General features: G+C 69.6%; 12 protein-coding genes and 1 pseudogene. All 13 read right to left on the minus strand.

Going from position 1 to position 12,260, the window contains the following annotated elements; genetic code table 11:
- Positions 1-3: 3 nt before the first annotated feature.
- The 13 genes and pseudogenes from leuB to dnaJ all read right to left on the minus strand — a co-directional run bounded on the left by leuB (position 4) and on the right by dnaJ (position 12,249).
- Entirely contained in the window at positions 4-1,074 is a 1,071-nt protein-coding gene (gene leuB, locus AAG689_RS03815) for a 3-isopropylmalate dehydrogenase (protein WP_406624824.1), read from the minus strand.
- Positions 1,075-1,150: 76 nt separating this feature from the next.
- Positions 1,151-1,801: a 3-isopropylmalate dehydratase small subunit gene (gene leuD, locus AAG689_RS03820; RefSeq protein ID WP_406624825.1), complete on the minus strand. Its 651-nt coding sequence runs from the start codon at positions 1,799-1,801 to the stop codon at positions 1,151-1,153.
- 13 nt (positions 1,802-1,814) lie between these two features.
- Positions 1,815-1,937, minus strand: a complete 123-nt coding sequence (locus AAG689_RS03825; RefSeq protein ID WP_406624826.1) for an entericidin A/B family lipoprotein — start codon at positions 1,935-1,937, stop codon at positions 1,815-1,817.
- A gap of 11 nt (positions 1,938-1,948) precedes the next feature.
- Complete coding sequence (leuC, locus tag AAG689_RS03830) at positions 1,949-3,370, minus strand: 3-isopropylmalate dehydratase large subunit (protein WP_020229821.1); 1,422 nt, start codon at positions 3,368-3,370, stop codon at positions 1,949-1,951.
- Between the two features lie 19 nt (positions 3,371-3,389).
- On the minus strand, positions 3,390-4,322 hold the full coding sequence (locus AAG689_RS03835) for a LysR family transcriptional regulator (protein ID WP_406624827.1): 933 nt from the start codon (positions 4,320-4,322) through the stop codon (positions 3,390-3,392).
- Between the two features lie 174 nt (positions 4,323-4,496).
- Positions 4,497-5,861, minus strand: a complete 1,365-nt coding sequence (locus AAG689_RS03840) for an MBL fold metallo-hydrolase (RefSeq protein WP_406624828.1) — start codon at positions 5,859-5,861, stop codon at positions 4,497-4,499.
- A gap of 79 nt (positions 5,862-5,940) precedes the next feature.
- Positions 5,941-7,425 carry a 4-hydroxy-3-polyprenylbenzoate decarboxylase gene (gene ubiD, locus AAG689_RS03845; protein ID WP_406624829.1) on the minus strand — a complete coding sequence of 495 codons (1,485 nt, stop codon included), beginning with the start codon at positions 7,423-7,425 and terminating at the stop codon, positions 5,941-5,943.
- Between the two features lie 55 nt (positions 7,426-7,480).
- Complete coding sequence (locus tag AAG689_RS03850) at positions 7,481-8,068, minus strand: UbiX family flavin prenyltransferase (RefSeq protein ID WP_406624830.1); 588 nt, start codon at positions 8,066-8,068, stop codon at positions 7,481-7,483.
- Positions 8,065-8,475 (minus strand): putative zinc-binding protein, encoded by a 411-nt coding sequence (locus AAG689_RS03855; protein WP_406624831.1) that lies wholly within the window; start codon positions 8,473-8,475, stop codon positions 8,065-8,067. The genes AAG689_RS03850 and AAG689_RS03855 overlap by 4 nt, the downstream gene beginning before the upstream one ends.
- Complete coding sequence (locus AAG689_RS03860; protein ID WP_406624832.1) at positions 8,472-8,990, minus strand: SCP2 domain-containing protein; 519 nt, start codon at positions 8,988-8,990, stop codon at positions 8,472-8,474. The genes AAG689_RS03855 and AAG689_RS03860 overlap by 4 nt, the downstream gene beginning before the upstream one ends.
- Positions 8,991-9,002: 12 nt before the next feature.
- On the minus strand, positions 9,003-9,902 hold the full coding sequence (locus tag AAG689_RS03865) for a U32 family peptidase (protein WP_406624833.1): 900 nt from the start codon (positions 9,900-9,902) through the stop codon (positions 9,003-9,005).
- Positions 9,903-9,907: 5 nt separating this feature from the next.
- Positions 9,908-10,942, minus strand: a complete 1,035-nt coding sequence (locus AAG689_RS03870; RefSeq protein ID WP_406624834.1) for a peptidase U32 family protein — start codon at positions 10,940-10,942, stop codon at positions 9,908-9,910.
- A gap of 171 nt (positions 10,943-11,113) precedes the next feature.
- Positions 11,114-12,249, minus strand: a pseudogene (gene dnaJ / locus AAG689_RS03875) (molecular chaperone DnaJ).
- Positions 12,250-12,260 lie beyond the last annotated feature (11 nt).

The following is a 12,260-nucleotide window of genomic DNA, read 5'->3' on the forward strand; positions in this document are numbered from 1 at the left end:
CGCTCAGCCCAGCGCCTTCAGCACGGCGTCGCCCATCTCCACCGTGCCGACCTTGGTCGTGCCCGCGCTGTAGATGTCGGGCGTGCGCAGGCCCTGCGCCAGCACGCGCGTGACGGCGGCCTCGATGCGGCGGGCGGCTTCCTCCTGGCCCAGCGAGAAGCGCAGCATCATCGCCGCGCTGAGGATGGTGGCGAGCGGGTTGGCCACGCCCTTGCCGGCGATGTCGGGTGCGCTGCCGTGGCTGGGCTCGTACAGGCCCTGCTTCTTGTCGTTCAGCGAAGCCGAAGGCAGCATGCCGATGGAGCCGGTGAGCATGGAGGCTTCGTCGCTGAGGATGTCGCCGAACATGTTGCCGGTCACGATCACGTCGAAGGCCTTGGGCGCCTTCACGAGCTGCATGGCGGCGTTGTCCACGTACATGTGCTGCAACTCCACGTCGGGGTAGTCCTTGTGCACCTCGGTGACCACGTCCTTCCAGAACTGGAAGGTCTCCAGCACGTTGGCCTTGTCGACGCTGGTCACCTTCTTATTGCGCTTGCGCGCGGCCTCGAACGCGACGCGGGCGATGCGCTCGATCTCGGGCCTGCTGTAGCGCATTGTGTCGAAGGCTTCCTCGCTGCCGGGGAAGTGGCCGTCGGCGGCGGTGCGGCGCCCGCGCGGCTGGCCGAAGTAGATGTCGCCCGTCAGCTCGCGGATGATGAGGATGTCCAGGCCCGCGATCAGCTCGGGCTTGAGGCTCGATGCGCCCACGAGCTGCTCGTAGCAGATGGCGGGGCGGAAGTTGGCGAACAGGCCCAGGTTCTTGCGCAGGCCCAGGATGGCCTGCTCAGGGCGCAGGGGGCGGTCGAGCGTGTCGTACTTCCAGTCGCCCACGGCGCCGAACAGCACGGCGTCGGCCTCCTTGGCGAGCTTGAGCGTGGCCTCGGGCAGCGGGTGGCCCGAGGCTTCGTAGGCCGCGCCGCCGACGGGGGCGCTTTCCATCTCCAGCTTCAGGTTGAGCGCCTCGAGCACCTTGACGGCTTCGGCGACGATTTCGGGGCCAATGCCGTCACCCGGCAGAACTGCGATTTTCATGGTCGGTTTACTTCGGTTTCGATAGCTGCCAGCGCTTGTCAGAAAAGCGCTGGGACGTGTTTTGGCTTGAGGATGCTCAGGACGCCATCGTGTGGGCCAGCCAGGGCTTGGTGGCCAGGCGCTCGGCCTCGAAGGCGCGGATCTTGTCGGCGTGGCGCAGGGTCAGGCCGATGTCGTCGAAGCCGTTGAGTAGGCAGTACTTGCGGAACGGGATCACGTCGAACGGGATCTCCTCGCCTTGCGGGCGCACGACCACCTGGCGCTCCAGGTCGATGGTCAGCTCGTAGCCGGGGAAGGCCGCCACTTCGCTGAAGAGCTGGTCCACCGTGGCTTCGGGCAGCACGATGGGCAGCAGGCCGTTCTTGAAGCAGTTGTTGAAGAAGATGTCTGCGAAGCTCGGCGCGATGACGGTGCGAAAACCGTACTGGTCCAGCGCCCAGGGCGCGTGCTCGCGGCTCGAGCCGCAGCCGAAGTTGCGGCGTGCGATGAGGACGCTGGCACCCTTGTAGCGCGGCTGGTTCAGCACGAAGTCGGGGTTGGGCTTGCGCGCGCTCTCGGGCACGCCGGGCTCGCCCTTGTCGAGGTAGCGCCACTCGTCGAACAGGTTGGGGCCGAAGCCCGTCTTCTTGATCGACTTGAGGAACTGCTTGGGGATGATGGCGTCGGTGTCGACGTTCTCGCGGTCCATGGGGGCGACGAGGCCCTTGTGCACGGTGAATTTCTGCATGGCGGTGTGTCCTTTACTTGGCGGCGCGTTCGATGGCCGAGCCGGCGCGCTGCACGTCCTGGCCCATGCCTTTGACGGTGTTGCAGCCGGTCAGCACGAAGGCCAGGGCGAGAAGGGTGGCGAGAGGCTGTTTCACGGCAGCGCCCCTCAGGCGAATTGGCGGATGTCCACGAAATGGCCGTGGATGGCGGCGGCCGCGGCCATCGCGGGGCTCACCAGGTGCGTGCGCCCGCCCGCGCCCTGGCGGCCTTCGAAGTTGCGGTTGCTGGTCGAAGCGCAGCGCTCGCCGGGCTCCAGGCGGTCGGCGTTCATGGCCAGGCACATGGAGCAGCCGGGCTCGCGCCACTCGAAGCCCGCGGCGCGGAAGATCTCGTGCAGCCCCTCGCGCTCGGCCTGTTCCTTCACCAGCCCTGAGCCGGGCACGACCATGGCGAGCTTGACGTTCTTTGCCACCTTCTGGCCCAGCTTCTTGACCACGGCGGCGGCTTCGCGCATGTCCTCGATGCGGCTGTTGGTGCAGCTGCCGATGAACACCTTGTCCACGAAGATGTCATTGATCGGCTTGCCGGGTTCCAGCGCCATGTAGGTCAGCGCACGCTCGATGGCGCCGCGCTTGGCTTGGTCCTTTTCCTTGTCGGGGTCGGGCACCGTGGCGTCCACGCCCAGCACCATCTCGGGGCTGGTGCCCCAGGTGACCTGCGGCACGATGTCCGCGCCGTTCAGCTCTACCACGGCGTCGAACTTCGCATCGGCGTCGGAGTGCAGCGTCTTCCAGTAGGCCACGGCCTGGTCCCACTCCACGCCCGTGGGGGCCAGCGGGCGGCCCTTCACGTACTCGATGGTCTTGTCGTCCACGGCCACCAGGCCCGCGCGCGCGCCGGCCTCAATGGCCATGTTGCACACCGTCATGCGGCCTTCCATCGACAGCGCGCGGATCGCGTCGCCCGCGAACTCGATGGTGTAGCCCGTGCCGCCGGCGGTGCCGATGCGGCCGATGATGGCCAGCACGATGTCCTTGGCCGTCACGCCGGGCGCGACCTTGCCGTTCACCTTCACCAGCATGTTCTTGGCCTTCTTGGCCAGCAGGGTCTGCGTGGCCATCACGTGCTCCACCTCGCTGGTGCCGATGCCGTGGGCCAGGGCGCCGAACGCACCGTGCGTGCTGGTGTGGCTGTCGCCGCAGACCACGGTCATGCCGGGCAGGGTGGCGCCGTTCTCGGGGCCGATCACGTGCACGATGCCCTGGCGCTTGGACAGGAACGGGAAGAACGCGGCCGCGCCCCATTCCTGGATGTTCTTGTCCAGCGTGGTGATCTGCTCCTTGCTGATCGGGTCGTCGATGCCGTCGTAGCCGCGCTCCCAGCCCGTGGTGGGCGTGTTGTGGTCGGCCGTGGCGACGATGGAGCTCACGCGCCAGAGCTTGCGGCCGGCCTCGCGCAGGCCCTCGAACGCCTGCGGGCTGGTTACCTCGTGCACCAGGTGGCGGTCGATGTAGAGGACGGACGTGCCGTCCTCCTCGGTGTGGACGACGTGCTCGTCGAAGATCTTGTCGTACAGGGTGCGTCCCATGGCAGTCTCGCTTCGTCTTTCAGGTGGGGAGGGAAATTGTAGGAGGGGTCAAATGTTCGACCAGCAGGCGCGCGGTGACGGGCAGCGCGTCGAAGTCGCGCGCCACCAGCTGCAGCGCGCGCAGGGCCCAGGGTTCGTCCAGCGGCACGGCGGCCAGCCGGCCCACGCCTTGCATCAGCGCGAACGCCCGGTCGGGCAGCAGGCCCACGCCCAGGCCGTTGTCGATCATGCGGCACATGGCGTCCAGGCCCGTGACCTGGATGCGCTGGCGCAGCGGGCGCCCCGCCTGCGCGGCGGCCTGGCGCATCGCCAGGCTGATGCTGCTGCCCGCGTGCAGGCCGACGATGTCCCAGTCGAGCACTTCGTCGAACTGGACGGCTTCCCGCGCCTGCAGGGCGTGGCCTTGCGGCACGACCAGCACCAGCCGGTCGGTGCGGTAGGGGCGGCTCTGCAGCTCGCCCTCCGCCGTGGCCGGCACGTTGCACAGCCCCAAGTCCGCCGCGCCTTCGCGCACGGCGTGCAGCACGTCGGGGCTCAGGTGCTCCTGTAGGTCGATCTTGATCTGGCTGTGCGCGCGCGCGAACGCGCCCAGGTCCTCGGGCAGGAACTGCACGATGGCCGAGATGTTGGCGTGCATGCGCACGTGGCCGCGCACGCCCTCGGCGTATTCGCTCAGTTCGCCCTGCATGCGCTCCAGGCCGAACAGCACCGTGCGCGCATGGTGCAGCAGGCTTTCGCCGGCGGGCGTGAGCGTCACGCCGCGGCTGTGGCGGTAGAGCAGGGCGGTGTCGACGGCGGCCTCCAGATCGGACAGACGCTTGCTCACCGCCGAGGCGGCGATGAACTCGCGCTCGGCCGCGCGGCCGATGCTGCCCAGTTCGCAGACGGCCACGAACAGTTGCAGCGAGGTCAGGTCGATACGGCGCGCGAAGCTGCGCTCGGAGCTCTTCATCGGGGGAACATGTCTTCTCGTTTAGAGAGGTATTCGCGTATTTTCCCCTGAGGTTTGCGGGTTTGTCATCGCCATATGCGATGTCTTGCATGCCGCCATGCGGCGGTGTCACTCCTGAAAAAGGAGCTGCTTGCGCTTGCGTATCAGGCGCTGGAGGTCGATTTGGCTTGCAATTCAGAGCGTCAGCGTGTCACCGTGCTCCGGCACCTGGGCCGGCCAGCGCAGCGTGTGGGCGATGCGCTCGCGCAGCACATCGGCCGCCGCCAGCTCGCCGTGCACCACGCACACCCGCCCCGGCGCGCGCGGGCTGGCGCGCAGCCAGTCGATGAGCTGGCCGCCGTCGGCATGGGCGGAGGCGGTGGCCAACTGCACCACCTCGGCGCGGATGGCCACCTCCTGCCCGAAGATGCGGATGCTCTTTTCTCCCGCGGCGATGCGCGCGCCGCGCGTGCCGCCCGCCTGGTGGCCGGTCAGCACGATCATGTTGCGGTGGTCGCCCGCGTGCAGCGCCAGGTGGTGCAGCACGCGCCCGCCCGTGGCCATGCCGCTGGCCGAGAGGATCACGCGCGGGCCGTGCAGCCGCGCCAGCGCCTTCGACTCGTCCACGCTGTGCACCAGCGTCGTGCCGCGCGCCATGGCGTGCAGGGCGGCGCGGTCCAGGCGGTGCTCGTCCATGTGGTCCTCGAAGAGCTGGGTGGCGCTCACGGCCATGGGGCTGTCCAGGTAGACGGGCAGCGACGGCGGCAGCGTGCCCTCGGCCTTGAGTCGTGCGATAGCGTGCAGCACCGTCTGCGCGCGCCCCACGGCGAACACCGGCACCACGGCCACGCCGCCGCGCGCGGCCAGGCGCGCGAGCGCGGGGCCCAGCTCATCCGTCACTGCGCCTTCGGGGTGGGTGCGGTTGCCGTAGGTCGATTCGACCAGCACCACGTCGGCTGCGGGCGGCGGCTCGGGCGCGCGCATCAGCAGGTCGTCGGGCCGCCCCAGGTCGCCCGAGAACAGGATGCGCCGCCCGCCCACCTCCAGCAGGATGCTGGCCGCGCCCAGGATGTGCCCCGCGCGCGTGAACGTGGCGCGCCAGCCCGGCAGCGGCTCGAACGCCGTGTGCACAGGCCGCGGGCGCAGCAGCGCCAGGCTGTGCTGCGCGTCCAGCCGCGTGTAGAGCGGCAGCGCGGGCTCGTGCTGGCTGAGGTGGTGGCGGTTGAGGTAGTTGGCGTCCTCCTCCTGCAGGTGGCCGCTGTCGGGCAGCAGGATCGCGCACAGGTCGCGCGTGCCTGCCGTGCAGAACACCGGCCCTGCGAAGCCATCGCGCGCCAGCAGCGGCAGGTAGCCCGAGTGGTCCAGGTGCGCATGCGTGAGCAGCACGGCCTGGACGGCGGCGGGCGCCATGGGCAGCGGCTGCCAGTTGCGCAGGCGCAGCGGCTTGTAGCCCTGGAACAGCCCGCAGTCGACAAGCAGCGCGCGGCCGCCGTGGCGCACGAGGTACTTGGAGCCGGTGACGGTGCCGGCGCCGCCGAGGAAGGTGAGGGTGACGCTCATGGATGGCCTGCGTGGTGGTTTGCCGCCAGCGTAGCAGCGCGCCCGCTGGAGTCACACATTGGCGGTGCGCGGCGCTCGGCTATAGGCCCAGCGTGTCGGCCAGGGCGTTCATGCGCGCGGAGACCTCGGCGTCCATGGCCATCGGCCGGCCCCACTCGCGCTGCGTCTCGCCGGGCCACTTGTTCGTCGCGTCCAATCCCATCTTGCTGCCGAGGCCTGCGACGGGCGAGGCGAAATCGAGGTAGTCGATGGGCGTGTTCTCCACCAGCATCGTGTCGCGCGCGGGGTCCATGCGCGTGGTCAGGGCCCAGATGACTTCGGGCCATGCGCGCGCGTCCACGTCCTCGTCCACCACCACGATGAACTTGGTGTAGAGGAACTGGCGCAGGTGGCTCCACACGCCCATCATCACGCGCCGCGCGTGGCCCGCGTAGGCCTTGCGGATGCGCACCACGGCCATGCGATAGCTGCACGCCTCGGGCGGCAGGTAGAAGTCGAGGATCTCGGGGAAGGCGCGCTGCAGCAGCGGCACGAACAGTTCGTTCAGCGCCAGGCCGAGCATGGCGGGCTCGTCGGGCGGCTTGCCGGTGTAGGTGCTGTGGTAGAGCGCATCCCCGCGCAGCGTGATGCGGTCCACGGTGAACACGGGGAACTCGGCGCACTCGTTGTAGTAGCCGGTGTGGTCGCCGTAGGGGCCTTCGAGCGCGTGCTGCCAGCCGCTGGAGTGGCGGGCGTCGGGGCGGATGTGGCCTTCGAGCACGATTTCGGCGCTGGCCGGCACTTGCAGCGGCACGCCGAGCGCGGGCGCGACCTCGGTGCGCGCGCCGCGCAGCAGGCCGGCGAACTGGTATTCCGACAGCGTGTCGGGCACGGGCGTGACGGCGCCCAGGAGGGTGGCCGGGTCGGCGCCGATGGCCACGGCCACCGGGTAGGGCTGGCCGGGGTGCAGGCGGCAGTGGTCGGCGAAGTCCAGTGCGCCGCCACGGTGCGACAGCCAGCGCATGATGAGCTGGTTTTTGCCCAGCAGCTGCTGGCGATAGATGCCGAGGTTCTGCCTCTGCCTCGAAGGCCCGCGCGTGATGGTGAGGCCCCAGGTGACCAGCGGCGCCACGTCGCCGGGCCAGCAGTGCTGGATGGGCAGGCGCGCCAGGTCCACCTCATCGCCCTCCCACACCACCTGCTGGCACGGTGGGCGGCGCACGTGCGCGGGGGCCATGCTCCACAGCGTCTTGAGCAGGTCGCGCTTGCCCCACAGGTCTTTCACGCCGCGCGGCGGCTCGGGTTCTTTCAGCGCGGCCAGCACTTCGCCGAAGGCGCGGATCTCGGGCAGCCCGGCCACGCCCAGCGCGCGCGCCACGCGCGCGGGTGTGCCGAACAGGTTGGCGAGCACTGGCATGGCATGGCCCGTGGGCTGCTCGAACAGCAGCGCCGGGCCGCCCGCGCGCAGCACGCGGTCGGCCAGCGCGGTCATTTCGAGGTGCGGGGAGACGGGCGCGGCGATGCGGCGCAACTCGCCGGCTGCCTCCAGTTGCGCCATGAAGTCACGCAGGTCGCGGTAGTGCATTTTTGAATGAAATTGGCCTCTAGCGCTTGCTGGGTAAGCGCGAGCAGCTATCGAATCAGGAGTTTTGCGGGAGACCTTGCCAGCGCGGGGCCAGCGCGTTCTCGATGCCCAGCAGGTCGAGCGCGCGCGCCACGCTGTGGTCCACGATCTCGCCCACGCTGGTGGGGCGCTGGTAGAACGCGGGCATGGGCGGGCAGACGATGCCGCCCATCTCGGTTACCGCGGCCATGTTGCGCAGGTGTACCAGGTGCAGCGGCGATTCGCGCACCATCAGCACCAGGCGGCGGCGCTCCTTGAGTGCCACGTCGGCCGCGCGCGTGAGCAGGTTGTCGGCCAGGCCGTGGGCCACGGCCGCCAGGGTGCGCATGGAGCACGGCGCGATGACCATGCCCTGCGCGCCGAACGAGCCGCTGGCGATGCTGGCGCCCACGTTGTCCAGCGCGTGCACCACGTCGGCCAGGGCCTCGACGCTGGTGCGGTCCATGTCCAGCTCGTGGCGCAGGTTGCGCCAGCCGGCGTCGGAGACGACCAGGTGCGACTCGACGTTGCCGATCTCGCGCAGCGCCTGCAGCAGGCGCGCGCCATAGACGGCGCCGCTGGCGCCGGAAATGCCGACGATGACGCGGCGGGGAGAAATGCTCATGCGGCCTCTTTGCGCAGCGGGTGATCGATCAGGTCGGCCTCGACCCGGCCCAGCACCTCGGCAGCCTGCGCGGGGTCGAAGTCCTGGTGGTTGCGCTTCTTCACGCCGTATTCGTGCAGCTGGTAGTGCCGCGCCGGGGCGATGCCGTGGCGCGCCAGGCTGCTTTTCACGCACACCAGCGGGCAGCCGTCGAGCGCGACGATGGGGCGGCCCGACTGGGCCAGCTTGACCAGCTTGGGCACGTCGCCGCCCACGCCGGCGATGCACGACATCTCGGCCACGTCGCGCCGGTCGAGCTGCACGGCGACGTGGTTGGCGAGCTGCGCGGCGCTGGAGCAGCCGGAGCAGGAATAGACCAGCGGGCGTGCGCCTAGCAGGTGGTCGGGGGCGGGGGCAGGGTCGTTCATGGTCGGCCTCCAAAGATCGGCGGCAGCGGCGGCAACTGGCGCGCCAGCTGCGGCGCGCGGCGCGCGAGCACGGCGCGCGGCGTCCAGTGCGCGGGGTCGAGCACGGGCAGCTCGATGGCGTCGAGCGCGTTCTTCACCACCAGGCCCAGTTCGGTGTCGCCCTCCATCACCAGGCGGCGGTTGAAGAACAGCGTGTCCGGGTCCTGGCGGCGCTGCGCCAGCAGCAGGAAGTCCTGCGCGTTGGCGCTGATGGCCAGGTCGGGCTGGGCCTGCGGCGCGCTGGGCGCGAAGCGCTGGCCGTTCCATGAGAAGTCGAAGGCCAGGCGCGCGTCGCGCACGCGGATGGACAGGCGCTTGTCCTTGAGCAGCGCCTTCACGTCATCGGGCAGGTGGCGCGCCAGCGCCAGGTGGATGGCGGTGAGCAGCAGCACCGAGCCCGGGTAGGCGGGCAGGCGCGCGAGCATGGCGCCCACGGGGCGCGGCAGGGTGAAGGGCGCGGGCGGGGTGGTGGTCATGGGGCCTCCGGGTCAAGCGTGCGCGGGTTCAATCAAGTCGAGGCCGGGCTTGCCGTGCCAGTAGCCGTTGCAGGGCGCGGCGGGCATCAGCGCGCGCATGCGCTCCAGCGCCGTGGGGTCGGGCTGCGCGGCATGGCGCGCGGCGTCGAACGCGGCGATGACCTCGGCCATGTGCTGCGACTGCGGCGACAGGCGCAGCAGATCGACGCCGAGCGCGCGCAGCGCCGGCACGTCCTGCAGCAGGTTGTGCACGCGCGCCGACTGGGTCTGGATGCCGTTGAGCACCAGGAAGCCCTCGCCCTCGCGCGTTTGCAGCAGTTGCCCGTCGGGGTGCTCGATGCAGGCGAAGCCGCAATCGTCCTTGGGCCGGTTGTAGTGGCGCGCGGTGAAGCAGCGCGCCGAGAACGCCAGCGGCATGCGGCCGTAGGCGAAGACTTCGGTTTCCAGCCCGGCGGGCCGGTGCTGCTGCAGCACCGCCAGGTCGCCTTGGCGCATTTCCAGCGGCATGACCCAGCGGCGCGCGCCCAGGCCGGCCATCCAGGCCAGGGCGTCGGGGTTGAACAGGTTGAGCTGCGGGCCGGCCACGAACGGGCGCTGGCCCGCGAGGTTGTGCACGGCGCCCATGTCGTTGGCTTCGACAAGGAACTCTTCGTCCCGCACGATCTTGTGCATGGCGGCCACGTCGGCGGTGGATTCGAGCAGCACCATGGTGGAGAGCACGGGCTGCTTGCCCGCGTCCCTGAGCAAGCGCGCGATGTCGATCCAGTCGCTCTGGCGCAGCTCGCGCCGGCGCGAACACACGGCCTCGCCGAGGTAGACCACGTCCACGGGCGTTTCGGCCATGGCCTGGTAGAAGGAAAAAACGGTGTCGCGCGGCCAGTAGTACAGCAGCGGACCGAGGGCGAGTTTCATGGTGTTCATTTCCAGGGGCGGTGGTAGGCGCCCAGCGTGTGCTGCTGGCCCTCGGCCACCTGGTCGAGGCTGGCCATCCAGGTGGTCTTGGGCGCGTACAGGTGGCCCTGCGCCATGCAGTGGTCGATGGCCTCGCGCCACACCTGCGTGACCTGCGCCACGTAGGCGGGGCTGCGCTGGCGGCCCTCGATCTTGAAGGCGCGCACGCCCATCTTCACGAGCTGGGGCAGCAGCTCCAGCGTGTTGAGGCTGGTGGGCTCCTCCAGCGCGTAGTAGTTGCGCTCGCCGCCCACGTCGAAGCGGCCCTTGCACAGCGTGGGGTAGCCGGCGTTCTCGCCGTTGCCGTAGCGGTCGATGAGCACGCCGTTCAGGCGCGACTCCAGCCCCTGGGGCGTTTCCTGCCAGCGCACGAACTTGGCCGGCGAGCACACGCCGTGCGTGTTGGGCGACTCGCCCGTGGCGTACGAGGACAGCGCGCAGCGCCCCTCGACCATCACGCACAGGCTGCCGAAGCCGAACACCTCGATCTCCACCGGCGTGCGCTGCACCACCTGCTTGACCTGCTCCAGCGAGAGCACGCGCGGCAGCACCGCGCGCTGGATGCCGAACTGCTGGTGGTACAGGTTGATGGCGTCGTGGTTGGTGGCCGAGCCCTGCACCGACAGGTGCAGGCGCAGCTGCGGGTGGCGCTCGGCGGCGTAGCGCATCAGGCCCGGGTCGGCCAGGATCACGGCGTCGATGCCCCAGGCGGCCGCCTTGTCCAGCGCCGCGCGCCAGGGCGCGGGGTTGCTGGCCTGCGGGTAGGTGTTGAGCGCCAGCAGCACCTTGCGGCCGCGCGCATGGGCGTAGGCGATGCCGTTGCGGATGGCCGTTTCGTCAAAGTTCAGGCCCGCGAAGTTGCGCGCGTTGGTGGCGTCGCGCAGGCCGAGGTAGACGCAGTCGGCCCCCGCGTCCACGGCCGCCTTGAGGGCGGGCAGGCTTCCGGCGGGGCACACGAGTTCGGGGGAGGTGGCGGGCGTGGGGCTGGCGGTATCGGTCACGAAGGCTCTCTGGGTGCTGGCACTGCGCCGCGTGGGCAGCGCGCAGCCGCGTACCTTAGAGGGCCCGGTTTTTCGTGGGCTGATCTTTGTCAACCGAGGGTGGGTATTCCCGAAGAAATTGATCGGGATTTGAGCCAAAAAAAGGCCCGCTGTGCGGGCCGTCGATGGGGGTCAGCTGAAGAAGCTCTTGAGCCGGTCCGTCCAGCTTTCGGTGGAAGGCGAATGCTTGGCGCCGCCCTTCTTGAGCGATTCGTCCAGCTCCTTGAGCAGCTTGCGCTGGTACTCGGTGAGCTTGACGGGCGTCTCCACCACGATGTGGCAGTACAGGTCGCCGGGGTAGCTGGCGCGCACGCCCTTGATGCCCTTGCCGCGCAGGCGGAACTGCTTGCCGGCCTGCGTGCCTTCGGGAATGTCGATCGCGGCCTTGCCCGCGAGCGTGGGCACCTCGATCTCGCCGCCGAGCGCGGCGGTGATGAAGCTCACGGGCACCTCGCAGTGCAGGTCGTCGCCGTCGCGCTCGAAGATGTCGTGCTTCTTCACGCGGATCTCGATGTACAGGTCGCCCGGCGGGCCGCCGTTGGTGCCGGGCTCGCCGTTGCCGGTGGAGCGGATGCGCATGCCGTCGTCGATACCGGCGGGGATCTTCACCTCCAGCGTCTTCTGCTTCTTGATCTTGCCCTGGCCGTGGCAGGCGGTGCAGGGCTCGGGAATGATCTTGCCCGTGCCGCGGCAGTGCGGGCAGGTCTGCTGTACGCTGAAGAAGCCCTGGCGCATCTGCACTACACCCTGGCCGTTGCAGGTGCCGCAGGTCTTGGCGCTGGTGCCGGGTTTGGCGCCGCTGCCGTGGCAGGTGTCGCAGCCTTCCCAGCTCGGGATGCGGATCTGGGCTTCCTTGCCTTTGGCGGCCTCTTCCAGCGTGACCTCCATGGCATACGACAGGTCGTTGCCGCGGTAGACCTGCCGCCCGCCGCGCCCACCGCGCTGCTGGCCGAACATGTCGCCGAAGATGTCGCCGAAGGCCTCGGCGAAGCCGCCGAAGCCCTCGGGGCCGCCGCCCATGCCTCCGCGCATGTTGGGGTCCACGCCCGCGTGGCCGTACTGGTCGTAGGCCGCGCGCTTTTGCGGATCGGACAGGATCTCGTAGGCCTCCTTGGCCTCCTTGAATTTCTCTTCGGCAGGCTTGGCGGCATCACCCTGGTTGCGGTCAGGGTGGTGCTTCATCGCGAGCTTGCGATAGGCTTTCTTGAGCTCGTCCTCCGAGGCGTTCTTGGGAACGCCGAGGATCTCGTAAAATCTCTCTTCGACATGGCAGGTGTCC

The sequence above is a fragment of the Acidovorax sp. SDU_ACID1 genome (assembly GCF_045291395.1).
Lineage (GTDB): Bacteria > Pseudomonadota > Gammaproteobacteria > Burkholderiales > Burkholderiaceae_C > MR-S7.

Bases quoted from the DNA above. Each gene is read 5' to 3' on its own strand.
- leuB (WP_406624824.1), bottom strand. From the start codon at position 1,074: ATGAAAATCGCAGTTCTGCCGGGTGACGGCATTGGCCCCGAAATCGTC.
- leuD (WP_406624825.1), bottom strand. From the start codon at position 1,801: ATGCAGAAATTCACCGTGCACAAGGGCCTCGTCGCCCCCATGGACCGC.
- leuC (WP_020229821.1), bottom strand. From the start codon at position 3,370: ATGGGACGCACCCTGTACGACAAGATCTTCGACGAGCACGTCGTCCAC.
- AAG689_RS03835 (WP_406624827.1), bottom strand. From the start codon at position 4,322: ATGAAGAGCTCCGAGCGCAGCTTCGCGCGCCGTATCGACCTGACCTCG.
- AAG689_RS03840 (WP_406624828.1), bottom strand. From the start codon at position 5,861: ATGAGCGTCACCCTCACCTTCCTCGGCGGCGCCGGCACCGTCACCGGC.
- ubiD (WP_406624829.1), bottom strand. From the start codon at position 7,425: ATGCACTACCGCGACCTGCGTGACTTCATGGCGCAACTGGAGGCAGCC.
- AAG689_RS03850 (WP_406624830.1), bottom strand. From the start codon at position 8,068: ATGAGCATTTCTCCCCGCCGCGTCATCGTCGGCATTTCCGGCGCCAGC.
- AAG689_RS03855 (WP_406624831.1), bottom strand. From the start codon at position 8,475: ATGAACGACCCTGCCCCCGCCCCCGACCACCTGCTAGGCGCACGCCCG.
- AAG689_RS03860 (WP_406624832.1), bottom strand. From the start codon at position 8,990: ATGACCACCACCCCGCCCGCGCCCTTCACCCTGCCGCGCCCCGTGGGC.
- AAG689_RS03865 (WP_406624833.1), bottom strand. From the start codon at position 9,902: ATGAAACTCGCCCTCGGTCCGCTGCTGTACTACTGGCCGCGCGACACC.